This window comes from Streptomyces sp. NPDC005962, assembly GCF_040629205.1.
Classification (GTDB): domain Bacteria; phylum Actinomycetota; class Actinomycetes; order Streptomycetales; family Streptomycetaceae; genus Streptomyces.
In genome coordinates, this window is the sequence record NZ_JBEXVE010000024.1 from 67,786 (window position 1) to 92,574 (window position 24,789).

Below are 24,789 nucleotides of genomic sequence, written 5' to 3' on the forward strand. Positions count from 1 at the left end.
CCCTGATCGCCGGGCCGGCGTTCGACCCAGTACTGCGGCCTGGCGTCATTCGGGTCCCGTGTGATCACCCTGTGTACGGCTGGCTGTGCGGGGTGCCGGACTGCGAGCGCAGCCGGGATACTTGGCGGGACTACTGCTGCGGCCACGCCGCGCAGTGGAGCCGGTGCCAGCGGGAGGGCCGCGACATCGTCGCCTTCCTGAAGGAGGCCGTGCCGCTCAAGCCCCGCGGTGGACGACACCTCGGCCACTGCCTGTTCTGCCCCGACGTGCCGGCCTATAGCGGCAACTCGCTGTGCTTCCTGCACTCCGGGGCCCTGGTGAAGTGGAGCGCGTTCCAGCGCCGGAACGGCAGGCCGGACGACTACGAGCTCTGGGCTGGCCGGCAGGAGCCGTTTCCTCGTCTCGGTGAGTGCCTGGTGCCCTCGTGCCCGGAGGGAGCGGGCCACTACATCGGCCTGTGTCCGTACCACTTCCTGCGCTACATCCGGGAGAGCAGGCCGGGAAACGCGCGAGCGGTCCACCAGCGCCCCCGTCGCGGCGTGCCCGCGACGTTCGCGGTGATCTACGCAGACGAAGCTGTCTTCCGCCGGTGGTGCGCAAAGGCGACGCCGGCCGGGCGCACGGACGGTGTGCTGTCGCTGCGGGGTCTGCGGCCGCTGGCCCGGGCCGAGTTCAAGTGGGTGCTGCACCGGCATGCCCAGGGTCCTGCTGAAGGGGCGCGCTGGCCGATCAGTGTGGTGCAGCGGCTGGTCACCGAGTGCCAGCGACAGGAGATCAACTCCCTGGCCGATCTGGAGCTGGACGTCACTCCGCAGCACCCGCGGACCATGGCCCGGGCGATGCTGGACCACTTGCGGCTCGTCTACTTCAGCCGCCAGGACACCAAGGAGGCCGGCTACATCGAGACGGACCACTACGGCATTCGGCTCGGCGGCCACTTGAGCTACTTCGACCTCACCTTGGTCAGCCAGCGCTGGCTGCGCGATCTGCTGTGGGACTGGATGGACATGCGGCTGACCACCGACCCGCCCCGGGGCAAGACCGCCTTCACCCGGCCGCGACGCGGGTGCGTCGAGCTGAGCGCCTACCTGGAAGCACACGCCCCGAAGGGCGGCCATGACCCCACATTGCTGCGCAAGGAGCACATGGTCGGCTTCGTCACCGATCAGCGGCACCGTGCCGAGCACGGACTGAAACCGCTGGGCGTCCACCACAAGGTCCACCAGCGAGGCGCACCGGTCAACGTCACCAAAGTGCAGGTCTCCGGGATCTTCAGTGCCACCCGCCACGTGCTGCGAGCCGCCATGGACGCCGGCGAGACCGAACGCATCGGACTGGCGAGGCAGTTCGTTGTGGCGCTGCCCAGCGGCGGGAACGTCCGCGGCAAGCGCCGCCGGCCGTTCTCCGACGAGGCGGCCCGCGCCCTGGCCGACGAGGCCAACCTCAGCCGCCTGGACAGCACGGACGTTGACGACCGCGGGCTGCGCGACATCTGGGAGACGATCGTCGTCACCGGGCGCCGGTCCAGCGAGGTCCTCACTCTCCGCTTGGACTGCATCGGCCGGTACAAGAAGCTGCCCCTGCTCTGGCACGACCAGACCAAGGTCGGGCAGCTCGACGAGGGAATCCGTATCTCAGAGCGGATCTACCAGCGCATCGAGACGCGACAGGCCAGGACCCGCGCTCGCTTCGCACAGCGCCACGGCCGTCCGCCGAACCCGGCCGAGGAACTCGAACTGGCTCTCTTCCCGCGTCGTACGGCCAACCGGTCCGGTGTGAAGAGCGTCAGCTATGGCTGGTTCCACACGCTGTTCCACGCCTGGGTTCTCACCCTGGACATCCCGCACACCGTTGCCCACCAGGCCCGGCACACCCTGGCCACCAACCTGCTCAAGGCAGGGGCGAACCTCTCGCAGATCAAGCGCTACCTCGGTCAGGTCTCCGACGCCATGGCCGAGCACTACGCCCACATCGCCAACACCGACCCGCGCCTCAGCGACGCCCTGCAGACCGTCTGGGTCAGCGGACCAGGCTCCCTCGAACCGGGCATCGTCCTGTCCGGCGGCGAACCCATGACCCGCCAGGAAGCCGAGGCCATGCTCGTCGACCTCACCCACCGCTCGACGCCGGCGGAAGGAGGCTTCTGCACCTTCCAGCCCGTCGTCGACGGAGGCGCCTGCCCCTGGAACCTCGACTGCCACAACTGCGACAAGTTCGTCATGACGGGCGCCGACCTCGTCTACTGGCACCGCAAACGCGAGCACTGGCGCATGCTCGCCGAGGGCGCGCCCGACCCGGCCACCCGCGACTACCTGCACAAGCACTTCGATCCCACCACCCGTGCGATCGACGGGCTGGAGCGTGCCCTGGCCGCCGTCGGCCTACTCGAAGAGGCGCTCAGCCTCGACCTGCGCCGTCCCCAGGACTTCTACGGCCGCGTCTGGTCCGCCGCCTTCCGAGCCGGTGAACTCGCCTGCCAGCAGGACGAGTTCGAGACCGAGCTCGACGACCTCAGCCCCCAGGTCAGCTGAACGATGACGTCCATCATCTCGCCCACGGCCGCCCTCGCCGCACGGCACCGGCAGACCGAACGCAAGCTCGCCGACGTCCAGGCCGCCATCGCCCAGCTGCGCCGCGAGACAGGACAGCTCACCGTCACGGCCATCGCACGTCGCGCCGGCGTCTCCAGCACCTTCCTCTACGAGAACCCGCAGGCCCGCCCCCTGGTCCAGGACGCGGTCGTCGCCACCCGCAACCAGCGCACCCGCCGCGTCGCCGACGAGCACGACCGCGTCGAGGCGACCTGGCGCGAGCGCGCCCTCAACGCCGAAGACGGACTCACCCAGGCACACAACGAGATCCGGGCCCAGCGCAGCCGCATCGGCGAGCTCATGGGCCAGCTCCGCGACACCGAGACGGCCAGCAGCGGTGACCCGGCCCAGTCCACGGCCGCGGAGAACGCCAGTTTGAGGCGCCGGGTCCGGCAGCTCGCGCGGGAGCACCGCGAGCTGCAAGAACGCCTCGAAGGCTGCCGTGCCAACCTCCGACACGCCGAGACCCGCATCGGCGAACTCGAAGCCCAGCTCGTTGAACAGCAACAGGGCGGGCAAGCGGGACGCTGACGTCCTCAGCGCGGCGCCAGGGAGATCAGCCGCTCTACACGCCCACGGAGATGTCCGGCGCTGATCAATCGGCGACCGGGCTTGCAACCGGTACCTAGGTACAGGTTTACCGTCGGAGGTGTCCCCGCCGAGGGATGCGACGACAGGAGTGATCGCGATGACTGATCTTGCGTGGGTGCCGCAGTCCTGCACGCTGCCCACCGAGGAACGGCCCCTGCGGGTCGCTGATCAGGCAGTGGTCTGTCCGGGAGGCGTTGGGTAGCCGCGGTCCGCAGGGAATGGGCACTGAGTCTTTGACTGCACCGGGTCATGCTTCGGCGGCGAGGAGTGGATCGATCGCATGCGTGATTCAAGGACGGGGCACAGGCGGACGGACGAGGGCCCCGCGCGCCGTGGTTGATCACGGTGCGCGGGGTGTCATCCCGGATCACTGTCAGAGGGTGATGGTGCCGCGGATGTGGCTGGTGGTGGCCCCGCTGACCCAGACGGTGCCGTCCGTGTCGGTGGTGATCTCGATGGTTCCGGAGCGGCCCAGGCGCGCACCTTGGGAGACCCGGTAGGTGGCGGGCGCGGCGCCGGTGGAGGTGAGCCACTGTCCGACCGAGGCGTTCATGCTGCCGCACACGGGGTCCTCGGCCACGCCGACGCCGGGGGCGAAGGTGCGCATCTCGAAGGCGTGCTCGGAGTCGTCGGGGTAGGCGCCGATCGCGCCGACCATCGCGGTCGGGATGAGAGAGAAGTCCGGTTCGAGGGCGAGGACCTCCTCGGCCGTGGGCAACTGGATCACAGCCCAGCCGGGTCCGTTGTCGACCCACTGGTGGGCAAGGACGCGGTCACGTGTGATGCCGAACGCGGCGACGATCTGGGCGAGGAACTCCTCGTCGAGTGCGCCTTCGCGGACGAGTGGCGGGGCGGCGAAGGACAGGAGTCCATCGTGGTCGCGCACGGTGACCAGGCCGGCACCGCATTCCTGCACGATCCTTCCGGCGTGCCGGGGCGTGCCTCCGTTGTCCAGCCAGGCGCGCGCGGAGCCGAGGGTGGGGTGCCCGGCGAACGGCAGTTCGCCCTTGAGGGAGAAGATCCGCAGCCGGTAGTCCGCCTCCGGAGTGGTTGGCGGCAGAACGAACGTGGTCTCGGACAGATTCGTCCAGCGCGCCAGGCGCTCCATCTCTTCGTTGGTGAGGTCCGTCCCGTCGAGGACGACAGCGACCGGGTTGCCGAGACAAGGGTTGGTGGAGAACACGTCGACCTGCATGAACGGGCGTGTGCGCGGCTCAGTCATCAAAGGGCCTTTCGGTGCGGACGGTAAACAGTTCTCAAGGCGTGCCCCCGCGCGAGGGTGGGGGTATGGCCATTCCAAGGGTTTCCTGGCCGGGCGGAACAGGGCCAGTCCCGACACGGTGGACTGGTTGGCTGGGACGTGGAGGGAGCGGGTGGAAAGGCCGGCCTTGAGCGCCCTTACCGAGTTGGCCCACGTTGCTCTGCCGGTGCTCAAGCCTGCGATGGGCAGACTGCGGCAACGCAGCGCGGCCTGAAGGGGGAACAGCCCGCGCGGGTGCTGTCGGCGAAGTTCGTCACCGGCTCCATGGCAGCCGTCCGTCCCGGTTGGGCTGTTGGCTTCATCAGCGAGAAGTGGACCCACCCGACACCGGGTTTCGGCCCCACTCGTGGATCTCGGACGCCTTGATCACCAGTGGAACTTGGCTCCACCGACGCGCAGACGGCGCAGGTCGTCGGGTGGGGCCAGCATCCGCTGACGCGGCCCCGGAGGCGATGGGGCCGAGTGCGGCTGACAAGTGGAGCCGCCGAACGCTGACAGAGCCAGGCTGTCGCGCGGCATCGTCTTTTCCGCTGTCCGCTGCTGCTCGATTGGTTTGCTGGTTCTCGCTCCGGGCCGGCGACCGTTCGGTCACGTTGGCCGCAGAGGGCTCGTCACTTGGTTCGCCGTTCGTTGTTCGCCTGCTTGGACGCTGTCCAGGGCCTCGGTCAGCAGTGTGACCAGCTCGTTGATGATCGGGGGGCGGGCTCCGGGTCTGCTGACGGCGAGGACCTCGCGGTGCAGGGGCGTGGCCGCAGGCGGAAGGACAACCCGGTCGACTCCGGGTCGGCCGCTGTCTGCGCCGATGAGTGTGGCCGGGATCATGCCTACCGCCAGACCGGCTCTGATCATGGCCAGCATGCTGTGCAGGTCCTCGGTCTCCAGGGTGACGTCGGGGGAGATCCCCAGTTCTTTGGCCCAGCGGTGCAGCAGGCGCCGGTCGGGGTTGTGTGTGTGGCCCGAGGTCCATTCCATCTCAAGGCATTGGGCCAGTTCCAGCGGGCGGCGGCCCGGCCGGGTGCCCGTGACGAGGACCAGCGGCTCGTGCCCCAGGGAGGTGATGGTCCACTCACGGGAAGCGGCCGGCGGGTCCTCGGGCTGGTACCGGTAGGCGATGAGCAGGTCCAGGTCCCCCGATCTGACCCTGGGCAGCCCTTTGTCCGTTTCCACGATGACGAGGCGGATGCGGGGGCCGCGGCCGAGGGGCTTGAGGGCGGGCAGAATCCCGGGGAGCAGGTGGCTCATCGCGCTGGGGTAGGCGCCGACGCGCAGCTCGGCGATTTCACGGTTGGAGATGCCGTTGGCGTCGTCCTGGAATCGGGCGGTCGCGTCGAAGAGCGTCTCGGCCGCCTGTGCGAGGGAGCGGCCGGCCGCGGTCAGGATCAGCCGACTGCCGGGGCGGCGGACGACCAGCTCGATGCCCATGCCGCGCTCCAGCGCGGCGATGTGCTGCGACACCGCGGAGGGCACGTAGCCGAGGACCGCCGCGGCCTCGGCCATGGAGCCGCGGTTGACCACGGCCATGAAGGTGGACAGGAGCTTCAGATCCGGCTGCGACTTCATGACTTGTGAACTTTCGCTTCTCGATCCATCGCTTTACGTGTTCCGCTGACGCTGCCAGAGTCTAGGCAACCGGCCGGAAGAACGCGTCCCGCCCTGCGCTTCATCCGCCGCGCTGTCGCCGACAGCCGATCGCGGGATCGTCCCCCACTCTGCAGAAAGCCGAGGCCATGGCCATCGACCTGACCGCCCTGCGGGCGCACTTTCCCTCCCTCGACCACGGCCTCGCCTTCTTCGACGGCCCGGGCGGGACCCAGACCCCCCGCCCCGTCGCCGACGCCATCACCGCGACGATGACCAGCCCCCTGTCCAACCGGGGTGTCCTCAGCCCGTCCGAGCTGAACGCCGAGCGCGCGGTCGCGGAGTTCCGAGCCGCCTACGCCGACCTGCTGGGCGTGCCCGCCGACGGCATCGTCCACGGGCGCAGCGCCACCCAGCTCACCTACGACTTCTCCCGTCACCTGGCCAAAGACTGGAAGGCCGGCGATGAGATCGTTCTCAGCCGCCTGGACCACGACTGCAACGTCCGCCCCTGGGTCCAGGCGGCCGAGCGCGCCGGAGTGACGGTCCGCTGGATAGAGATCGACGCCGCGACGACGGAACTGGACCTCGACTCGTTCGAGCGGGCGCTGTCGCCGCGGACCCGGCTGGTCGCGATCACGGCGGCCTCGAACGTGCTGGGCACCAAGCCCCCGGTGCGCCGGATCGCCGACCGGGCGCATGAGGTCGGCGCGCTGGTGTACGTGGACGGGGTGCACTACACGGCGCACCACCTGGTGGACGTGCCCGCGATGGGCGCGGACTTGTTCGTCTGCTCGCCGTACAAGTTCCTCGGACCGCACTGCGGCGTGCTCGCGGGAGCGCCCGAACTCCTCGAAACCCTCCGCCCGGACAAGCTCCTGCCGTCCTCCGACACCGTGCCGGAGCGCTTCGAGTTCGGCACGCTGCCCTACGAGATCCTGGCGGGCGCCGCCGCCGCCGTGGACTTCCTTGCCGCGATCGACCCGGGCGTGGGCGCCACGCGCAGGGAGCGGCTCGCGCATTCGCTGGGCTCGGTGCACGAGCACGAGCAGGCGCTGCGTGCGAGGCTGCAGGACGGTCTGCGTGCTCTGGGCGATCTCCTCACCGTGCACTCGAAGGCGTCCGACCGTACCCCGACCCTCCTGATGACCCTCGAAGGCCGCGACGCCCGCGAGGCCCAGGCACACCTGGCCGCACGCGACGTCCTGGCACCCGCCGGGTCGTTCTACGCGTACGAGCCCTTCGCCGCCCTGAAGCTGCAGGACCCCGCCCTGCGGACGGGACTCGCGCCCTACAACACCGCCGACGACGTGGACCGGCTCCTCGACGGCCTCTCCTCCTTTCTCTGAAGCTTCTCCCGCACGTGGCCGACCGAAGACCCGATCCGCCGGACAACGGCCGCAGCAGAGCCTGGACATGAGGACGCGTGGCTCTGCCCACGAGAACGACGGGTGGGAAGCGGACCGCCGCGCCACCTGTTCTCGATCCAGGCCGGGCCGGTGGACGACCACCGCCAGTCCGCGCCATCCACGGTGGCCTGCGCCGGGTCGCCGTGGACGGCACCACCCTGTCCGCTCCCGACGAGGAAGCGGTGACCTGGCACTTTCGCAAACACATCGGCAGGGTCCGCGCGTCCGGCTACCCGCTGGTGCGCCTGGTGGCCCTCGTCGAGTGCGGCACACGGGCTCTGGTGAACGCGGTCTTCGGGCCCGACGACGTCGGCGAACTCGCCTACACGCGCCTTCTGCTGGGACATCTGGACGTCGAACCGTGCGACTCCGATCTCGCCAGGCCGCTCTGACAGCCATCCAAAATCCGGGGGCGTGGCCACGTCGAGGCGACGGGCCGTGATGCGTACGCCCCCGGGCTTCGAAGGGGCAGCTCAGTCGGCGAGTTCGCAGATGATCTCGACCTCGACGGGGGCATCAAGCGGCAGGACCGCGACGCCGACCGCGCTGCGAGCGTGCCGGCCGTTGTCGCCGAAGAGGTCTCCGAGCAGGTCGCTGGCTCCGTCGACGACGCCGGGCTGGCCTGTGAAATCGGGCGCGGAGGCGACGAAGCCGACCACCTTGACGATACGCCGGACACGGTTCAGATCTCCGGCGACAGCCTTGACTGAGGCCAGAGCGTTCAGCGCGCACGTGCGGGCCAGGCTCTTGGCCTGCGCCGGGTCGACCTCGGCACCGACCTTGCCGACCTTGCCGACCTTGCCGACCGCAGGGAGCTTGCCGCCGACGAAGGGGACCTGACCGGAGGTGTAGATGTAGCTGCCGGACTGGACCGCCGGCAGATATGAGCCCGCGGGGGCAGGGACCTCCGGAAGCGCCAGTCCCATCGACGTCAGCTTCTTCTCAATCTCGCTCATGCCAGCTCGCTTTCTGATCCATACAGGGTTGGTTCGTCACGGTGGAGGGTGAGAACGTCGGGCCGATGCACCAGCCCATGGCGTCCAGGGCGGCGGCCGAGGCACGTCTCGGACCGGTCGTCGATGCACTCGGAGAAGCCACGGGCTGCGCCGTCGGGCCCGCCCAGGCCGTTCGCGTTGCGGTAGATCACCAGGGCGTCTCGTGCGCTTGGCTGCACCGCGAATGCGGTCCGACCGGAGCATGGGCGGATCTCCACGGAGCAGGACCCTTGTCACGTCGGCCATGATGAGGCTGCACGAAGGCCGTCTCCGACAGGTTCGTCCAGCGGGCGACCCGCTGCATCGCCTCCTCGTCCAGCTCGGATCCGTCAAGCACGACAGCTACCGGATTCCCGAGACAGGGGGGCGCGGAGAACACGCCGGCCTGTGCAAACGGACGTGGACGCGGCATGGTCATCGGGGCCTTTCGACGGCGGTTCAAACGGTTCATTGACGCCGTGCATCCGGCGGTACCGTGCCCATCCCAGCGGATCCCTCGACGTCGAGGCAGGGCCAATCTCAAAGAACTGGCCTGGATTCCGAAGGCCGCCGACCGCACTGGTATCAGCCAGGCCGCCGCCTGCTCGTGCCGCGGCGAACCGCTCCACCACCGGGATCGCTCGATCAAGACCTCCGTCGGCGAGCGCCCGCACCAGCGGTGAGCCGATCACCACCCCGACGACACCGCACTGGCCAACGGCAGACGCGGCCAGCTCTGGGGTGGAGATGCCGATGCCGGTGAGGACCGGAGTCGTCGGCGCGAGGCGCCGAGCCGCTCCGACGAACGAGGCCAGCCCGTCGAGATCGATCCCGTCCGAGTAGCCCGTCCGCTGCCCTGCCGCCGCAAGAGCGTAGACGAAGCCGGTCGCGGCCCGGCACGTGGCGCTCATCTGGGCGGGCGATGCCCCGCGAGCGGCCAGGAGGGGTGCGGTGATGCCGGCCTCGGCGGCCGCCCTCGCCCAGGCCAGCGCGTACGCAGGCGGAACGTCGGGAACGAGGCATCCGGCAGCCCCTACCGAAGCGAGGTCACGAGCCATCCGCTCCGGCCCATACGCCTGCACCATCGCCCAATACATCATCGTGATCACGGGCTTGTCCGACAGCGTGGACACCTGCCGCACCGTCTCCAGCGTGGTGCTCACCCCGTCGCCGGCACGAAGCGCGCGGCGATGCGCGGCGGCAATAGCCGCACCGTCGAGCCACGGATCAACGGCGGGGGCGCCCACCTCCAGCACCATTGCGCCGCTCTGCGCGAAGGCGACGAACGTCTCGACACCGCTACGTAGATCCGGATAGCCGGCCACCGAGAAGGCACCAAGCGTGGGCCGCGCACCCTCCAACTCGGCCCGTAGTGCGACGCCTTGGCGGTTCACCGCGTCACGTACATATACGCCAGACGTCATCGCAGCTCACCGCCGATCCGGACACTCTGGCGTTCGGAAAAGTGGAAGGGGAGGCACAGCTCGGCGAAGAACTCGGGGGCCTGTAGGGACAAAAGGGGTCTCCGGTCGGGGTCGGGCTGGTGCTATCGGCGTGGGCCGGGCAGGGCGGGTCGGCTGGTGGTGCTCCAGCGCGGGACGCTGGCCGCAGGCAGCGCTGCCGGGCGGCGGGACGCGGCGGCCCGCTGCACGTCGAGCGGTGTGGGTGCCGGTGGCCCGGGCGCAAGGATGGGGGTGAGCTGGGCCATGCCCTTGGCGTAGCTGAAGGTGTCCTGACGCCACCGGGGCAGCGGAGTCGGATGGGCGACGCACTGGGTGACGGCGGTGAGCAGGGCGACGGGGGTGTCGGTGCTGGCCGTGGCGTACCACAGGGGCCGGTCGATGGACTTGCCCGCCCACAGCTGCCAGCGGGCGTCCCGCGTGGTCAGCTCGGCTTCCGGATCGAGGTCGCCGGTGGTGAACTCCATGCCGGCAAGCCCATCTGGGGCCTGGACGGCGAAGACGCCCCAGCGCGGGCGGTCGATCTCCCAGCCCTGTTTCAGGAGCGGGACGACGGCGAGGAAGGGATCGTGCTCGTCGGTCCCGGAGACCGGCCGGGCGAGGCAGGAATCCGGCCCCTGCTCGTACGCCGTGGCGAGGACGGTGGTGAACGCGGCCACGAACTCGGTGGGGACGCGGTCGTTGAAACAGACCCCCCACGCCGGCGGCCCAAACGAGTCCTTGTAGGCGTTGATGCGCCAGAGCCCGTCATCTTCGCCTTCGGGCAGGTAGCCCAGGCGCACGCGCCGGTCGGGGGCGGTCACGTAGACATTGGAGTACTCGTCGTACTGGAGGTCCCAGCCGAGGTCGAGCAGCGGAGCGAGGGCGGGGTCACCGATCCCGGTGGTGGAGGCGAGATGGCGCGGGGAGACGTAGACGTCGCCGTCGATGTCGCGGCGCGGATCGGGCCGGTTCATCGGTCCGCCCGCGTGGTGACAGTGATCTCGTCGGCGGCGGCGTCGAGGCGTTCGGTGACCTCGGCGGTGTCGCGGCCGGTGACGATGTAGAACCCGGCCCGGGCGGTGGACAGGTCGCCTTCGGGCGGCAGGAGGAGCGGGTCGCCGATTTCACGAATCCACTGCACTTGCCGCAGCCAGGGGGTGCGGGCGGCGAACGACTGGTTGATACGCCGCTCGGTGAGCGTGCCGGAGACGGCCGGGTAGAGCATGCGGATGCCCACTGCCCCGCTGCGGCTCGGGGTGAGGTCCGGCAGGGTCCCGCAGGCGAGGTCGGCGGCGGCCTTGGGCAGGTCGATCCCGGTGGCGAGGCCGACGAGGTGGCCGATCATGTCGCCGCCGATGCGTGCGTTGACCTCGATCAGCCGGGGCCGGCCACCGACGAGGCGCAGCTCGACGTGCTGTACGCCGTCGGTGATCCCCAGGGCCTTGACCGCGGCAGCGGCTGCCGGGGCGACCTGGGCCAGGAGCGGGTCGGTGGCATCGACGGTGTGGCCGGTCTCGTCGAAATACGGGGCGGGGCCCAGGTGCTTGCGGGTCACGGCGACCGCGGTGGTCACGCCGCGGTGGGTGACGCACTCGACGGAGACTTCCGGCCCGTCGAGGTACTCCTCTACCAGGACGCCGGTGTCCTGGCGGCTCGCGCCGGCCGAGGCGAACGCGAACGCGGAAGGCAGCTCTTCGGGACGGTCGACGCGGATCACGCCGGTGCTGCCGGCGAACGCGGCGGGCTTGATGACGGCGGGATAGCCCAGGGTCATCGTCGCAAGGCCGGCCTCCAGCAGGGTCCGCGCCTTCATCGAGGCGGCCGACGGCACCCCGTGACGGGCGAAGAGGGTACGTGCGGTGGCCTTGTTGCGGCAGGCCCGCATCACCTCAACGGAAGGCGAAGACAGACCGAGCGCGCGAGCGAGACGGGCGGTGGGGACGAGATACCACTCGTCCCAGATGACCACGCCAGCAAGGTCGTGGCGCTCAGCCAGGGCCCGGCCGCCGGCGAACAGAGCTGCGGGATCGCTCAGGTCGACGACGGCGTGGTCGACGATGAACGGCTTCTCCCACGACGGCTCCGCGCCGGCCAGCAGAACGACGTCGTACGCGACGGCCACCTGCTCCAGGCAGTAGCCGCGATAGGTCTCGTCACCGGGGGAAACGACGAGCACGAGGGGACGAGCGGACAAGAAGGTGTTCTCCGTATCGGTGGATGGCAGGGCGAGAGAGGAGAGAGGGTGTGTCAGGCGGCTCGGCGGCGGCGCAGCTCGAACGCTCCGGCCCAGTGGGGGTGGTCGCCGATCAGGCGGCGGGCGTAGAGGGCGGTGTAGTTGTTGTTCAGCTCGGCGACTCCGTACGGGAGTTGGCGGCGCAGGTCTTCGAAGAGGTCCTTGAGGCTGACCCGTGTAGCACCTGCGGCAAGGCGGCAGGCGGCCATGCGTTCCAGAGCGCGGTAGACGTGCGGGTTGTTCGCGTCGAAGGCGTGGAACTGTTCGGTGATGGTGCGACCGCGCGGGCCGAGAACAGCGATGGGCATGGGGTTCTCCACCGGCTGGGGAAACACGACAGGGTCAGGCGCGCAGGACGGGATCGGCGCGTAGGCGGGCAAAAGCCAGAAACAGGCCGAGAGCCTGCAAGGCTGCGCAGGCGGTGAGGACGTGGCCCAGGGCGGCGGGCGGAGTGAGGGCGGTGAGTACGCCGGCGACGGGGAAGGGCAGCAGGAGGATGAGGATGGTCGCCGACAGAGTGCTGCCGAACTTCTCCGGGGGGATCAGGCGAGAGCGCAGGGTGCGCAGGACGACCATCATGCCGCCTTCGGCCGCCATGAGGACGGCGACCAGGACCAGGTAGGACAGGTAGTCGGGGGCCTGGGCGGCGGCAAGACAGGCGAGCGAGGCAAGGGCCGCGCAGGTGGCGCCGACCGGCCACAGGCCCAGGCGGTCCAGCGCGAACCGGCAGAGCGTGACGCTCAGGAGCGTCGCTCCGGCAGCGGCGGACCAGACCAGGCCGACGGCGGTGGTGGACTGCCCGAAGTGCTTCACCACGATCACCGGGCCGGCCGCCTGAAGGAGCCCGGTGGCCAGATTGGACAGGGTCAGCCCGGTCACGAGCCAGCCGAGCACGGGAAGCGAGCGGATGGTGCGCCACCCGGTCAGGAGTCCGGCGCCCGGCCGCCCCTTCGGCGCGCGGGCCGGGACGACGGGCGAGGGGGGTGTGCGCAGAGCGAGCAGCGCCGCGAGCAGCGAAAGCGCGGTAATCACGGCGAGCATCGGCGGGGGCCCGGCGATCAGGAGCACCCCTGCGAGCGCCGGGCCAGCCAGCGTCGCGGTCTGATCAATGCCGAGCAGGTTCGCCTGGACGCGGTGGACCCGTGCCCCTGCCCGTCGGCCTGCCGCGGCGCCCGCGGTCTCGGCCGCGATGTAACTGAACTCGGTGAGCACCCCAGTTGCCGCCGCGAGCACCATCACGGTCACGCTCGCCACGCTGCCAGACGGGTGGAGGTGGAGAAGGACCGCGCCGGCGGCGAGGGCCAGCGCGCGTCCCAGGGAGGCGAGATGGAAAACTACGGATGCCCCGCGCCGGTCGACGACCGATCCGGCCCACCCGAACGCCGCCAGCCTCGGAATCCACTCCAGAGCGAATGCCGCTCCCGTCAGCGCGGCCGAGCGCGTGGTAGCCAGGACCAGGAGGGGGATGCCGTAGGTGGACATCGCGAACGCGAGGGCGTCCGCCGTGCGCGGCAGGTAGATGCCGCGCATCAGCCCGGCGGTGTGGCGCGCGTGCCGGGGCGTGACAGCAGCGCTCACGCGACCGGCTCGGGCCCGGACGCCCAGGTGACCTGCGGGTTGTCGCTCACCCACTGGAGCAGGAGGGCGCGGGGACGGGCAAGGTCCGCCTCGGCCTCGGCGCTGGGCAGTCGCGCCGCGGGCAGCCGTGCGAGGCTGTCGGCGCTCTCGGCTGCGAGCGAGGGTGTCAGCAGGTCGAGGACGTGGCGGACGCGGTTGCTGAACTCGCAGACCAGTGCCGGGGAGGCGTGGCGCCGGGACCAGCGCGCAACCGCGTCGTACAGGTCGGCCAACTCCGAACCAGCCTCTGTGAGTTCCAGGCCGGCGCCGGGCGCGGTCCGGACGAGACCGTGAGCGCGGGCTGTTTCGGTCGCGCTGCGCAGTTGGTGCTTGGAGAGGTCGGGGAGGGTGGCGGCCAGCCGTCGTGGCGGTATCGCCCCGTTATCGTCGATCTCGGTGACCAAGCGGATCAAGGAGCGCGAGGCCAGGAACTCGACCGCGTTGCGTACTTGGGCTGTGGTGAAGAGGGTGGTCATCGGCGCGGGCCTCCCGCCGGGATGGCCGCCTTCGGGCGGGCGGTCGTGGCGTGGGAGAAGAGGTCGCGGTTGTGCCACACCGGAACGGACTCGCCTGTCCGGGCCTGCGGGAGCGCCGCGGGGGCCGGTCGGGACTGGCTGCTGACCCACGGCCTCGGCGCGGGCTTGGCCTGCGGGTGGCCCCAGACCGGGTGGTGGACCGCCTGGTTGAGGGGCTGCCCGGCGGACCACGCGGACAGGGCACCCAGGACAGGACCCAGACCGTCGCCCGCCGCGGACAGCCGGTAGGGCCGGCCCGTGCCCTCGGTGTCGATCAGGCCGTCGGCCACGAGCTGCCGCAGCGGTGGGTAGACGTTGGTCCAGTCGCTGCTGGGCATCACGATCCGGGCCAGGGCCCGCCCGCTGACCTCCCTCCGGGACTTGAGCACCCACAGGATGGCGGCGGCGTGCCGCCGGGTGAGCAGGGTGAGGCTGTCCTCGATCTGCTCGATCGCGGGTAGCGGGCGGTCCGCGGTCTCCAGATGCTTCTCGGCCCAGGTGATGATCACCGGCAGGACCGGCATGAGGGCGGCGCCACGCTCGGTGTGCCCGTAGGTCACATGCCGTGCGGTGTGTTCGGTGCGCTCCACGAGCCCGGCGTCGCACAGCGACTTGAGCTTGGGGTGGAGCTGGCCGTTCTGCAGCCAGGACACCTTGGCCGCCAGCTCGTTATAACGCAGCGGCGGGTCGGAGAGGGCCAGCAGAATCCTCACGTTCCAGCGCGGGGTGATCATGGCGAGGGCCTCGGTGACCCGGGCGATGTCAGCGTCGGTGTCGGGGGGCAGAGCCGTGATGGCCAAGGGAGGAACTCCTGGGTGAATAAGGGGGATCGCCTGCGGTCAGCGGCTGTGCGCCGGGCTCTGGTCCGGAAGGGGCGGAGCCGGTAGCGGCAGTGACGGCGTCGGCGGAGACGGCGCTGGGGCCGGGACGCGGGCGAGGCTCTGCACAACGGCCAAGACCGATTTGGCCTGGACATCGCGGACTGCGACGGCTTCGGCGAGTCGGCGTGAACCGTCAAGGAGGTGGGAGACCTCGTGTCGGCCGATCTGCCGCTCGGGGCGGATGAGCCGGGCGAGGTGGTCGCGGTGGACGTCGATGCTGCGCTCGGCGAGGGCGAGGTCGTCGTGCATGCCGAGCAGGGCGGAGAGCATGCCGGGCGGCTGGTCCTGGGCGCGGGCTTCGAGGTCGGCGAGCGGCGCGCCGTACAGATCCTCGATCCGTCCGGCTATCTCGGTGGACGTGAGGTGGGACAAGCGGGGGCTTTCACGGTCGGCGGGCCCGGGCCGCCCCGGCACGTGGAGGTGCCGGGGCGGCGGACGGGGCCAGTGTTGCGGTGGCCTTGAGCTGCGTCATGCGGACGGGCCGGGCCCGCTGGTCGGGTGGGGGCATGGTGCGCAGCAGCTCACCGAGGGCGGCGCGGTAGCCGTCGCGGGCATCCAGCGCCGCCTCCAGCCACTGCGCGTCGAAGCGGAGCTGGTCCGCAGACAGTTCACTCATGTCGCGGTCCGGAGCCATGTCTGCGTGCACGCGGTCGCGGACGCAGTCGACCTGCTCCTCGGTCAGAGCCAGGAAGGAGCGCAGTTCCAGAGCACGGCCGAGGGCGGGAGAGGCGTCGAGGCCGACAGCCGCCTCGTACAGCTCGGGGACCGGGCTCCCGAAGACCTTCTGAAGGTCGGCGTCCATGGTGCTGGCCTTGACCGGGCTCATCGGGCCGGCCTTCCCGCCCGCCACGCCGACGCCGACGCGGGTGTACCCGCGGGTCGGTGGGGAGCGCTGGTCTGCACAGCCGGACCGGATCGGGGACGAAGGCGGGCGAGCCGTTCAGCGGCGAGGCCCGTCTTGCCCGGAGCGTCCGGGGCAAGGAGCCACCGCACGACCATGGCCCGGCCGTCGCGGGCGCTCACGGCCGCGTTCACGCGGTGGGCGAGGCCCATCGTCGGATCGTCGACCTCGCTGGGCTGGGTGTCCAGCGCGGCGAGGAGGTCATCCTCCGCCCGGTCGAGCATCGCCTGGGCCTCGACGAGAAGGCCGTGCCACTTGACGACGTCGGTGGCCTCAGGATTCGCGGTCGGCGCGGCGGCGACCGCGGCCTTCAGCTGGTCCATGTCCATGTCGAAGCGCGCTTCGATCCGTTCGGTGAGCACGCCCACGACATCCTCAGCGTCATCGGATATGCCGTCGGACAAAAGGGAAACTCCTGTTCTGGAAAGGCCGATGCCTGGCGGGAATATGAGAGGGGCGGCCGTACCCGGCGGCTCAGCCGCTTTCGGATACCTGCTGAATGCCTGTCAGTCCAGGCACATCTGGATGTCGCGGTAGACGTAGGTGCCGGAGACCCAGCCCTTGACGCCGGTGGACTTGTCCGTGATGTAGAGCCAGTTGCCGCTCTTCTTGGACACGCTGAACTTGTGGCTCTTGTAGAGCACGCCGAGCGCGGTGGACTTCGAGCTGGCCTTGGACCGGATGGTCACGGCCTTGGCGTGCACCGCGTACGGCAGCGGCGGCAGGGACGAGCAGCTGCTCGCCGGGGCCGCGGAAACGTTGGCGGGTGCCGCGCTGGCGGTGGTGGCGGACAGCACCGGCAGAGCGAGCGCGCCGAGCATCGCCGCGGATATGGCAATTCGGGTGGAGCGCATGCGGAAGGAATCTCCGTGAAGGCATAGGGATTGCGTGGAAGGGCGCCGCGGGAGTTGTCCCGGCGGCTGTATAAGAGTCCGGAGAATCGCCGGTTTGGCTAACCGGCGATCGTCGGCTATGTTTCGCCGCCCGCGTCGGCGTTGGGGCTCAGCGCGAACGGCCGGGCGGGCGCGGAGCAGGGGCCTTCGATACACCGGCCGGGCGGCTGGCTGCGGCTGCGGGGCGGACCGGCGGGAGTGGACCGGCGTCGCCAGTGAGCCGGTCGTCGCACCACTGCAGGGCCTCGCTCACCGTGTCGAAGCCGCCTTCGCGCAGGGTGTGCGTCCACGCGTCGGTATCGACCTTCTGGACGATGACGCGGAACGGGCTGGGGGCGCGCTCGTCCAGGGCGCGCAGTGCCACGACGGTGACCATGTCGTCCGGGTCGTCGCAGGTGTAGGAGTAGCCCATGGCGTAGTGGTCGCCGTCGCCCGCGAGGCGTCGCTCCAGCGCACGAGTAGCCTCGTCCGCCGGCGGTGGGCCCAGCTCGGGGTCGAGGCCGATGGCATCGTGCGGGCAGCCGCGGTGGATGAGCCAGGACTGCGCCATAGCGGGCAGCGGCAGCAGGGCATGCTCGAAGTCGAACGTCTCCTTCTCCCGGTCCCGCTTCAGGTGAACGGCGACGTATTGCGGCATGCCTGGGTGTCCCCAGGTGGCGGTGCGGTCGAAGAGGACGTAATAGCTGTGCGCGCCGTTGGGAGTGTGGTGTTCGGCGAGGGGGACGAGCATGTCCTCGTGTACGGCAACCTGGCGGTAGAAGTCGACGGACTTCTCCTCGTCGGCGTCGAAGTCGTCCAGCTCGAAGTCGACTTGCGGGATGGGCCTCCGAGCCGGCGCCGGTTCGGTGCGAGACAACAAGGGCCTTTCGGTGGAGTTCAGCGCCGCTGCGCCGGGGCGGAAGGCGCTGTGCCGGGTCGAGCAGAGATCTTGGGCCGCTGGGTTGTGGGCGTCCGTCGGGCGGCGGACAGCGCGGCGCGTCCGGCGTCGGTGAGTGCGACCGGCTGGCCGGCGTGCACGGGGTGGCCGGTGTCCCGGACGACCAGGCCGGCGTCCTCCAGCCGCTGCAGCTTGGCGTGCGGGATACGGGTGCCGGAGGCAGCGGTGACGGACATCCGGCCGGTCAGCAGGTGTTCGTAGAGCTTGGCGCCGCCGGCGATGGCGAGCAGCGCAGCCTGGTCGTCCGTCGAGATGGTTCGTTTTCCGGGGGACGATGCCACTGCGGCGGCCTCAATCGGCTCCAGGGCGGCGAGCACCTTCCCGGCAGCCGCCTCCCGCGCGTCGGTGGCTTCCTCCAACTGGTCCATGGTGCGTTCGATACGTGCGAACAGGGCGTCATCGACGTCGAACTCGCCGCTGGACAGGCGGTTGAGGAGGCGGAGGTAGAAAGTGACGCTGGTCTGGGTCTTGGTCAACTCGCGGTGCTGGTCGACCAGGTGGGCGTGTAGCTCGTCGAGGACGCCGCGGTCCCGGTAGGCCCACAGGGTGTCGATGTCGTGGCCGGTGACGGCTTCGAGGCGATGGTCGAGCGGGGAGAGCGCACGCCGGGCTGGTGGCGGCGCGGGTTCAGGGGGCATAGGCGAGGCTCCGTGCGTTCAGCGGGTGTGATGGTGCGCGGGGTTCTGTGCGGGACGGGGCAGACCCGGCAGTGCGGTGGGCGGCGGACCGGGCCGAGGCGCGGGGCCGCGGGTGGTCAGCTGCGGGGAGCGGGAGCGTGCCGCGTGGGTGCGGGCGCTCAGCGGCCGGCGGGTCATCCCCAGGCGGCGGCCGACCTCGTCGTAGACGTCGTTGCCCGCACGCGGCCGGATGGCGACCACATGGATCTCCTTGTGGTGCGCGGACTCTGCGGGCGCCGGGCGGACGCCGTAGACGATGCGCCAGTCCTTGCGCGAGTCCACGAACAGCTTTCGGTACCCCTCCAGGTCGCCGTCGAGACGCAGCCCGAAGCGCTGCGCGTTCACGACTTCCTGCAGGTAGACGAGGGTGAGGTCACGGATATCGCTAGGGGCCTGAAGGAGATCGTCCAGCGCGCGGGGGTCGAAGCTCAGTCCGAAGGCGGGCTGTCCCTGTCCCGCGGTCATGACGTCGGCTCGTCCGGCTCGGCGGCCTCCGTCGCGGACGCGGTCTCCGTGCGCACGGACGGCGGCGGGCCGGGCAGAACACGGTGCGCGGGCCGATCGGGAGAGGTCATGCAGGCTGACAACGGCCCACCCGGCGAGCGGACCGCCGCAACGGCATGGGTGAGGAAGTCCCGGTGCCACACGAACAGCCCGCTCAATCCGGCGTCAGGTTCCTTGTGCTGCTGGTAGGCGAGCCACAGGGCATGGAGCCAGGCCACGACATCGTCGTGCTCCTGCCACCGCAGACACCAGGGCGCCGCGGTGGTGACCTCCGCCCCGTAGACCGGGAGGAAGAAGTCGTCGACCCAGTCGCTGAGCGCGTCGAGTTCGTCTTCCCGTTCCTCCCCGTCGAGTTCCAGGATCGGGCGAGGTTCGGGTGGAGCGGCGGCAGGCGGCCCGCCAAGCCCCGGCATGCCGAACGCGGCGAACGGCGACCCGCTCGGCGTCGGGGCGGACGCGAGATGATCGAGCTGCTGCGCTTGCTGCGCCGACTGTTCCATGAGCCGTCGCACGCTCGTCTCAATCCCCTCCAGCTGCCGATCCGGAACTCGGACCGGCTCCAACTCGCCTTCTTCGGAGGGTTTTATGGATTCGGGCATGAAAAACTCGGCCTCCTACGAGACACGGGATGAAAGAAGGCGGAAGCGGTGACACGCGGGCCGGACAGCGAATAACCCGCACGCTCCGACGGAATGCCGCCTGGCGTCACGAACGGGCACCGGCCCGTCTTGACGAAAGCGCGGTAGCAGCTCAGGCGGTGAGAATCACGTCGTCTTGCGTGAGGGTCTCGCGGATCGTCTCGGTGAGCCGGTCGGCCGCGATCGACGCGTAGTGCTCGGTCTTCTCCACGCCGATGAAATCCCGGCCCTCCAGCAGGGCGGCGACACCCGTAGAGCCGGAGCCGGCACAGAAGTCGAGGACCGAGCCACCGTCGGGGCTGATCTTGACCAGCTCACGCATCACGGACACGGGCTTCTGCGTGATGTGCTGGCGCTTCGTGCCCGAGGGCTGCGACGCCGAGTACATCCCCGGCAGGTAGACCGGGTTACGGGAGCCGTCGATCGGACCCTTGGACGCCCAGATGATGAATTCGCAGTTCTGGGTGAACCGGCCCTTTTGGGGCCTGGCCTGCGGCTTGTGCCAGGCCAGCACCCCGCGCCACAGCCACCCGGCCGCCTGGATCGCGTCCGTCGTGGTCGGGAGCTGACGCCAGTCGGTGAACAGCAGCGCAGTACCACCGGTCTTCGTGAGGCGGTGGGCTTCGGTCATGATCTGCGTCAGCCAGAACGAGTAGGACCTCTGGTCCATGTTCTCGCCGGTGAAGTCCGGCAGGGTGTGCTGGGCGTCGGCGGAGGTGTACTTCTGCTTCGCGGAGCGGGTGGTGCGCTCCTTCGCCGTCCGCCCGCCGGAGTTGTACGGCGGGTCGGTGATGACGGAGTCGACGCAGCCGTCTGGGAGGCCGGCGAGAACGCTGAGGGCATCGCCCTGGTGAAGGGAAAAAGGCAAAGAGGAACCCCTATTCGGGTGCGGAATCGCAGAGGGAACTACCCGTCTCGTACGAGAGTCCTCGCGGGCCGGAAGTGGGCATGCAGAAGCCCAGGGCCGCAGACCGAGGAAGGCGAGAGGGGAGTCCAAAAACTGTAGAGGCGAATCCGCCGACGACCAAGAAGTGCCCTGCCGGGGTACCGGATTCCGGCACCTCACGCCGACTTTTTGGTCAACCGCCGATCCGCGCCTACTGTTTTTGAACCGCCCGGCGCACACCGCCGCTGGCTACTCCCCGCCACACCTCACGGAGATACCCCCTGCCCCAGCACACCTAGCTCACGGCCCGGCCACGCGGAGCGAGCGGCAACTCGCCCACACCGGCCCGCCCCGATCGCCCCACCCCGGCCGCCGCGCCCTTCCACCACGCCCCGCGCACGCGGCACGCCGGAGACCGCACCCCGAAGGACACGCTCATGACCTCTCGCTACCCGCCCCTGCCCGCAACCGCTGACCCGCGAGCGGTCCACTCCGATTGAAGGCGCTCGCCGCCGGCATCGGCGTCGTCTTCCTCTCCCCGATCCTGATCGCCGGCACCGGCGGCATGATGCTGGCCTCCTCCACCGACGCCGTGCAGAGCAACGGCTCCTCCAGCAACTGCCTGACCGACATCGACACCGACAAGGTCGCCGACCAGGTCACCAAGATCCTCGACGGCGCGTCCGGTAAGAACGTCCACATCAAGGGCCTGGACCTGCCCGCCGAACAGGTCCCCAACGCCCAGACCATCGTGGCCGCCGGCCTCTCGCTCGACGTCCCCAAGAAGGGACAGATCATCGCGCTCGCCACGGCGATGCAAGAGAGCCGCCTGCGCAACCTTAACTACGGGGACCGCGACTCCCTCGGTCTGTTCCAGCAGCGTCCCTCCCAGGGCTGGGGCAGCGCCCAGCAGATCCGCGACCCGGTCTACGCCTCCGAGCAGTTCTACAAGCGCTTGCTCAAGGTGAGCGGCTGGCAGCAGATGACCGTCACCCAGGGAGCCCAAGCCGTGCAGAAGTCAGGGCTGCCGGACGCGTACGCGCAGTGGGAGGACCTGGCCACCGCGCTACAGGCCGCCATCGCCAAGACCTTCCCCGGCGGCGGCAACGACGCGGACAGCAAGGGCGCGGACCAGGGCGAGCAACCGTCGACGGGCACCACCGGCTGCGCGCCGGGCCAGGACGGTTCCGGCTTCGGCCGTATCCCCGAGGGAAGCGTCCCCAAGGGCTACAAGATCCCTAAGGACGCTGATCCGAAGGCGCGCAAGGCCATCGGGTGGGCGATGCGCCAGCTCGGCACGCTCTATCAGTGGGGCGGGTTCTGCACCAACGCGCACGGCCCCGACCCCATGGGCCGCTGCGACTGCTCCAGCCTGACGCAGCAGGCGTACGCACACGCGGGCGTCACGCTCACCCGCACCACGTACACGCAGGTCAAGGAGGGCAAGGCCGTCTCTCGCGCCCGCCTCAAGCCCGGTGACCTGATCTTCAGCCGCGGTACCGCCGCCCGGCCCGAGCACGTCGGCATGTACATGGGCGAGGGCCTCGTGATCGAGGCGCCGCGCACCACCAAGCCCGTCCGGATCACCCCGATCAAGGACTGGACGATCCTCGCCGTCCGCCGCGTCCTCTGACGCCGCCCCCGCCCGGTGCGGCCCCGGGCGGCCTGCAGCCGCTGCCACTTCCGTGCCCCGAGCGCACCTCCCGCTTCCGCTTCCCCCCTTTTTTCTGCCGGCCCTCGCCCGGTCCGCGTATGCAAGGAGCCCCGCCACCCCTATGTCCGTCTCTCTCGCAGACCGCGTCATCCAGTTCGCCTACGACCCAGGAATTTCGCCCAAGGGCGGCGGGCTACCGGGCCTGAGCGTGCTGAAGAACGTCGTCAACAGCATCAACATGTTCGGGATCATCGCCGTCGTCGGCGCCCTCGCCGTTTCGCTTGGCGTGTGGGCCTGGGGTCACCACAGCGGTGGTCACCAGGCCGAGGCCAACGGCAAGAAGGGGGCGGTCGTCGCCGCGGGCGCCGCCCTCGGCCTGGGCGCCGCGAACGGAATCGTGGCCTTCTTCTCCGGCCTGGGGGCGCAGGTCCACTGATGCGGAAACGATCCCCCTCCTTTTCGCTGTCCTCCTACGGGGCGGGCTGGTCGGCCAACCGGCGCATCGCGATCGCCACCTGCGCCGTCGCCGTCCTGCTCGCCATCGCCGGGATCGTCGCCGTGGTGACCGGCAGCGGGAGGGGCCACCAGGCCCCGGACACCGCCGTGCCCGCCCCGGCAGGCAGCGCTTCCTCTTCCGAGGCCGTCCCGAAGCCTTCCTCCGGGTCGGGGTCAGTGCCCAAGCCCCCGCGGATCGCCGAACCGGTCGCCTACGCCAAGGCAGCGGCGCAGATGCTGTGGTCCTACGACACCCGCGACACCAGCCGCGACCGGCAGCTCGCCGGCATGCGCGCCTGGATGACCGCGGAGACCAAGTACGCCGACTGGGCCTCGGTCTCCGGCCAGGTTCCCGATCCGGTGCTGTGGTCGCGGATGGCCGACCAGGGCCAGCACGCCACCGCCAGCGTCGCCGAGGGCCACTACCCCTCCGCGTTCAAGCGGGCGCTGGCCGATGACCCGTCCGCGATCACCGAGGCGTACGTCTACGTCGTCACCGTCAACGGCAAGCAGCAGATCGCCTGGAAGAAGGGCGGCGGCGGGGCTGAGGGACGGGCGGTGACCCTCGCCGTCCAGTGCCGCCCGAACCACGACTGCGCCCTGGCCGCCATCGCTCCGAGCGTCACGCAGTGACCCGCGCCTGAGATACGAAAGGAGGAGTAACTCCCCGTGGGTTTCTGTGATTTCCCTCTGGCGGACAAAGTGTGCGCTGTCGGCGACGCGGTGGACTTCGCCTCGGACCCCGGCAAGGCCATCGGTGACTGGATGGCGAAGTCCGCCGGTGAACTGGCAGCTGCCGCAGCCGATCTGGCCGCCGAGGCGGTCAACACCACCACGAAGGTGGACCTGAATGCTGGATGGTTCCGCGACAACTACGAGATGTTGCTGCCACTGGGCCTGGTCCTGCTGGTCGCTACCTTCTGCGCGCAGCTGGTCCGGGCCGCCGTCCGGCGCGACGGACAAGCCTTGGCACAAGCCTTCACCGGCACCGTGAGCGGCGTCCTGTTCGCCTTCTGTGCCATCGCCCTGACTACGGTCGCCCTCGAAGTGGTCGACGCCGTCAGCGACGGCCTGTTCAAGGCCGCGCATCTGGACATCGCCTCGGCCGTGCGCCGCATCGTGAAGGCCAGCCAGATCCCGGGACTGTCCGGACTGGGCTGGCTCGTCGCGGTCGTCGCCGGTCTCGGCGCCGCCATCGGCGCCTTCCTCTACTGGTGCGTGATGATGGCCAGAAAAGTGGGCATTCTGGTCCTGGTCACGCTGGCTGTCTTCGCGTCCGCCGGCGGTGGCTGGGAGGTCGCGCGCCGCTGGCGCAAGGGCTGGATCGAGGCCACCGCCACCCTCGTGGTCAGCAAGCTGCTGATGACCGTGGTCTTCGTGCTCGGCATCGCCGCCATGGGCAAGACCGAGGCCAAGGACGGCATCGCAGCCCTCGCCGACGTCATGTCCGGCATCGTGATCATGGTCCTCGTGCTGCTCTGCCCGTACGCCGTCTTCAAGTTCGTGCACTGGGCGGCCGACGGCACCGACGGCGAGTCCATCCACCGGGCCGGCGGCGCTGGAGCCCAGATCGCCAAGGCCCACGCCGAGAAGGCCACCCGCAAGGCCGCCGCCGCTGCGGCCACCGCCGGAACCGGTGGCGCAGCCGCCGCAGCAGGCGGCGCGCCGCAGGGGCCCGACGCCGCTGGCTCAGGCGGTTTCCCCGGCGACATCGCCGCCAATCCGACCGGCGGAAGCGGAGAGGGCAAGGAAAGTTCCCAGAGCGGCGGCACGGGCGGCTCACCTGGTGGCGATGCCGTCAAGACTGGCCTGGAGAATGCCGTTCAGCCCGCGCCGACGAGCGTGTCCGAGGACACCAGCGGCCAGGTGGGCGGCAGCCCGGGACCGGGCGAATCCGGCGCGAGCGACGCGTCCGGCCAGAGCGGCGGATGGCAGTCCGCTGCGCCGACCACCACCCCGCTGCCGCAGGGCGCACCCCCGCCCTCCGGCTCACAGAACACCACCTCCCGCGGGGCGAGCGGACCGCCGCCGCCGCCGACCGGCCTCTGATCCCCTGCCCGACTACCGGGGGCGGGACGTGCGTTGCACCTCCCGCCCCCGGGTTCCACCCGC

The 24,789-nt window shown here is 70.3% G+C and carries 28 protein-coding genes; 8 read left to right on the plus strand and 20 right to left on the minus strand.

Going from position 1 to position 24,789, the window contains the following annotated elements; genetic code table 11:
* The first annotated feature begins 71 nt into the window (after positions 1–71).
* Both ABZ370_RS31500 and ABZ370_RS31505 read left to right on the plus strand, forming a co-directional pair.
* Positions 72–2,531 carry a tyrosine-type recombinase/integrase gene (locus tag ABZ370_RS31500; RefSeq protein WP_358627492.1) on the plus strand — a complete coding sequence of 820 codons (2,460 nt, stop codon included), beginning with the start codon at positions 72–74 and terminating at the stop codon, positions 2,529–2,531.
* 3 nt (positions 2,532–2,534) lie between these two features.
* Complete coding sequence (locus ABZ370_RS31505; protein WP_358627495.1) at positions 2,535–3,122, plus strand: DUF6262 family protein; 588 nt, start codon at positions 2,535–2,537, stop codon at positions 3,120–3,122.
* A gap of 433 nt (positions 3,123–3,555) precedes the next feature.
* Here the strand turns inward: ABZ370_RS31505 and ABZ370_RS31510 are convergent, their stop codons facing one another.
* Together ABZ370_RS31510 and ABZ370_RS31515 are read right to left on the minus strand one after the other, a co-directional pair.
* Positions 3,556–4,404, minus strand: a complete 849-nt coding sequence (locus tag ABZ370_RS31510; protein WP_358627498.1) for a PhzF family phenazine biosynthesis protein — start codon at positions 4,402–4,404, stop codon at positions 3,556–3,558.
* 627 nt (positions 4,405–5,031) lie between these two features.
* Positions 5,032–6,003, minus strand: a complete 972-nt coding sequence (locus tag ABZ370_RS31515; protein WP_358627501.1) for a LysR family transcriptional regulator — start codon at positions 6,001–6,003, stop codon at positions 5,032–5,034.
* 167 nt (positions 6,004–6,170) lie between these two features.
* On the opposite strand from ABZ370_RS31515, the gene ABZ370_RS31520 reads away from it, so the two are divergent.
* Entirely contained in the window at positions 6,171–7,370 is a 1,200-nt protein-coding gene (locus tag ABZ370_RS31520) for a cysteine desulfurase-like protein (protein ID WP_358627504.1), read from the plus strand.
* A 203-nt stretch (positions 7,371–7,573) separates the two neighbouring features.
* Positions 7,574–7,822: a hypothetical protein gene (locus ABZ370_RS31525; RefSeq protein WP_358627507.1), complete on the plus strand. Its 249-nt coding sequence runs from the start codon at positions 7,574–7,576 to the stop codon at positions 7,820–7,822.
* Between the two features lie 81 nt (positions 7,823–7,903).
* On the opposite strand, the gene ABZ370_RS31530 is transcribed toward ABZ370_RS31525, so the two are convergent.
* From ABZ370_RS31530 to ABZ370_RS31615, 18 genes are all read right to left on the minus strand, one after another.
* Positions 7,904–8,386 carry a RidA family protein gene (locus tag ABZ370_RS31530; protein WP_358627510.1) on the minus strand — a complete coding sequence of 161 codons (483 nt, stop codon included), beginning with the start codon at positions 8,384–8,386 and terminating at the stop codon, positions 7,904–7,906.
* Positions 8,387–8,573: 187 nt separating this feature from the next.
* Complete coding sequence (locus ABZ370_RS31535; protein WP_358627513.1) at positions 8,574–8,843, minus strand: PhzF family phenazine biosynthesis protein; 270 nt, start codon at positions 8,841–8,843, stop codon at positions 8,574–8,576.
* Positions 8,755–9,828 carry a tryptophan synthase subunit alpha gene (gene trpA, locus ABZ370_RS31540; RefSeq protein WP_358627516.1) on the minus strand — a complete coding sequence of 358 codons (1,074 nt, stop codon included), beginning with the start codon at positions 9,826–9,828 and terminating at the stop codon, positions 8,755–8,757. Before trpA ends, ABZ370_RS31535 begins: the two co-directional genes overlap by 89 nt.
* A 122-nt stretch (positions 9,829–9,950) precedes the next feature.
* A complete protein-coding gene (locus tag ABZ370_RS31545) occupies positions 9,951–10,820 on the minus strand; it encodes a DUF317 domain-containing protein (protein ID WP_358627519.1) in 870 nt (289 codons plus the stop codon).
* Positions 10,817–12,040 carry an ATP-grasp domain-containing protein gene (locus ABZ370_RS31550; protein WP_358627521.1) on the minus strand — a complete coding sequence of 408 codons (1,224 nt, stop codon included), beginning with the start codon at positions 12,038–12,040 and terminating at the stop codon, positions 10,817–10,819. The genes ABZ370_RS31545 and ABZ370_RS31550 overlap by 4 nt, the downstream gene beginning before the upstream one ends.
* 53 nt (positions 12,041–12,093) lie before the next feature.
* Entirely contained in the window at positions 12,094–12,387 is a 294-nt protein-coding gene (locus ABZ370_RS31555; RefSeq protein WP_358627524.1) for a hypothetical protein, read from the minus strand.
* Positions 12,388–12,421: 34 nt separating this feature from the next.
* Positions 12,422–13,657, minus strand: a complete 1,236-nt coding sequence (locus tag ABZ370_RS31560; protein ID WP_358627527.1) for an MFS transporter — start codon at positions 13,655–13,657, stop codon at positions 12,422–12,424.
* Positions 13,654–14,172, minus strand: a complete 519-nt coding sequence (locus ABZ370_RS31565) for a regulator (protein WP_358627530.1) — start codon at positions 14,170–14,172, stop codon at positions 13,654–13,656. Before ABZ370_RS31565 ends, ABZ370_RS31560 begins: the two co-directional genes overlap by 4 nt.
* Complete coding sequence (locus tag ABZ370_RS31570; RefSeq protein WP_358627533.1) at positions 14,169–15,011, minus strand: winged helix-turn-helix transcriptional regulator; 843 nt, start codon at positions 15,009–15,011, stop codon at positions 14,169–14,171. Before ABZ370_RS31570 ends, ABZ370_RS31565 begins: the two co-directional genes overlap by 4 nt.
* Positions 15,012–15,050: 39 nt before the next feature.
* The gene (locus ABZ370_RS31575) at positions 15,051–15,464 is read right to left on the minus strand and encodes a hypothetical protein (RefSeq protein ID WP_358627536.1); all 414 of its coding nucleotides are present in this window, start codon (positions 15,462–15,464) and stop codon (positions 15,051–15,053) included.
* A 10-nt stretch (positions 15,465–15,474) separates the two neighbouring features.
* Positions 15,475–15,918 (minus strand): hypothetical protein, encoded by a 444-nt coding sequence (locus tag ABZ370_RS31580; RefSeq protein ID WP_358627539.1) that lies wholly within the window; start codon positions 15,916–15,918, stop codon positions 15,475–15,477.
* Positions 15,915–16,397: a hypothetical protein gene (locus ABZ370_RS31585; protein ID WP_358627542.1), complete on the minus strand. Its 483-nt coding sequence runs from the start codon at positions 16,395–16,397 to the stop codon at positions 15,915–15,917. The genes ABZ370_RS31580 and ABZ370_RS31585 overlap by 4 nt, the downstream gene beginning before the upstream one ends.
* A 102-nt stretch (positions 16,398–16,499) precedes the next feature.
* Entirely contained in the window at positions 16,500–16,847 is a 348-nt protein-coding gene (locus ABZ370_RS31590; RefSeq protein ID WP_358627545.1) for an SH3 domain-containing protein, read from the minus strand.
* A gap of 148 nt (positions 16,848–16,995) precedes the next feature.
* Positions 16,996–17,745 (minus strand): hypothetical protein, encoded by a 750-nt coding sequence (locus ABZ370_RS31595; protein WP_358627548.1) that lies wholly within the window; start codon positions 17,743–17,745, stop codon positions 16,996–16,998.
* A gap of 17 nt (positions 17,746–17,762) precedes the next feature.
* Positions 17,763–18,461 carry a hypothetical protein gene (locus tag ABZ370_RS31600; protein ID WP_358627550.1) on the minus strand — a complete coding sequence of 233 codons (699 nt, stop codon included), beginning with the start codon at positions 18,459–18,461 and terminating at the stop codon, positions 17,763–17,765.
* Positions 18,462–18,479: 18 nt separating this feature from the next.
* Positions 18,480–18,965 carry a hypothetical protein gene (locus tag ABZ370_RS31605; RefSeq protein ID WP_358627553.1) on the minus strand — a complete coding sequence of 162 codons (486 nt, stop codon included), beginning with the start codon at positions 18,963–18,965 and terminating at the stop codon, positions 18,480–18,482.
* Positions 18,962–19,504 carry a DUF4913 domain-containing protein gene (locus ABZ370_RS31610; protein WP_358627729.1) on the minus strand — a complete coding sequence of 181 codons (543 nt, stop codon included), beginning with the start codon at positions 19,502–19,504 and terminating at the stop codon, positions 18,962–18,964. The genes ABZ370_RS31605 and ABZ370_RS31610 overlap by 4 nt, the downstream gene beginning before the upstream one ends.
* Positions 19,505–19,754: 250 nt before the next feature.
* Complete coding sequence (locus tag ABZ370_RS31615) at positions 19,755–20,510, minus strand: site-specific DNA-methyltransferase (protein WP_358627556.1); 756 nt, start codon at positions 20,508–20,510, stop codon at positions 19,755–19,757.
* A 514-nt stretch (positions 20,511–21,024) separates the two neighbouring features.
* On the opposite strand from ABZ370_RS31615, the gene ABZ370_RS31620 reads away from it, so the two are divergent.
* From ABZ370_RS31620 to ABZ370_RS31635, 4 genes are all read left to right on the plus strand, one after another.
* On the plus strand, positions 21,025–22,161 hold the full coding sequence (locus tag ABZ370_RS31620) for a C40 family peptidase (RefSeq protein ID WP_358627559.1): 1,137 nt from the start codon (positions 21,025–21,027) through the stop codon (positions 22,159–22,161).
* A gap of 142 nt (positions 22,162–22,303) precedes the next feature.
* On the plus strand, positions 22,304–22,618 hold the full coding sequence (locus tag ABZ370_RS31625; protein ID WP_358627562.1) for a DUF6112 family protein: 315 nt from the start codon (positions 22,304–22,306) through the stop codon (positions 22,616–22,618).
* On the plus strand, positions 22,618–23,310 hold the full coding sequence (locus ABZ370_RS31630) for a hypothetical protein (protein WP_358627565.1): 693 nt from the start codon (positions 22,618–22,620) through the stop codon (positions 23,308–23,310). The genes ABZ370_RS31625 and ABZ370_RS31630 overlap by 1 nt, the downstream gene beginning before the upstream one ends.
* 36 nt (positions 23,311–23,346) lie before the next feature.
* Entirely contained in the window at positions 23,347–24,726 is a 1,380-nt protein-coding gene (locus tag ABZ370_RS31635) for an ATP-binding protein (protein WP_358627568.1), read from the plus strand.
* The last annotated feature ends 63 nt before the right edge of the window (positions 24,727–24,789 follow it).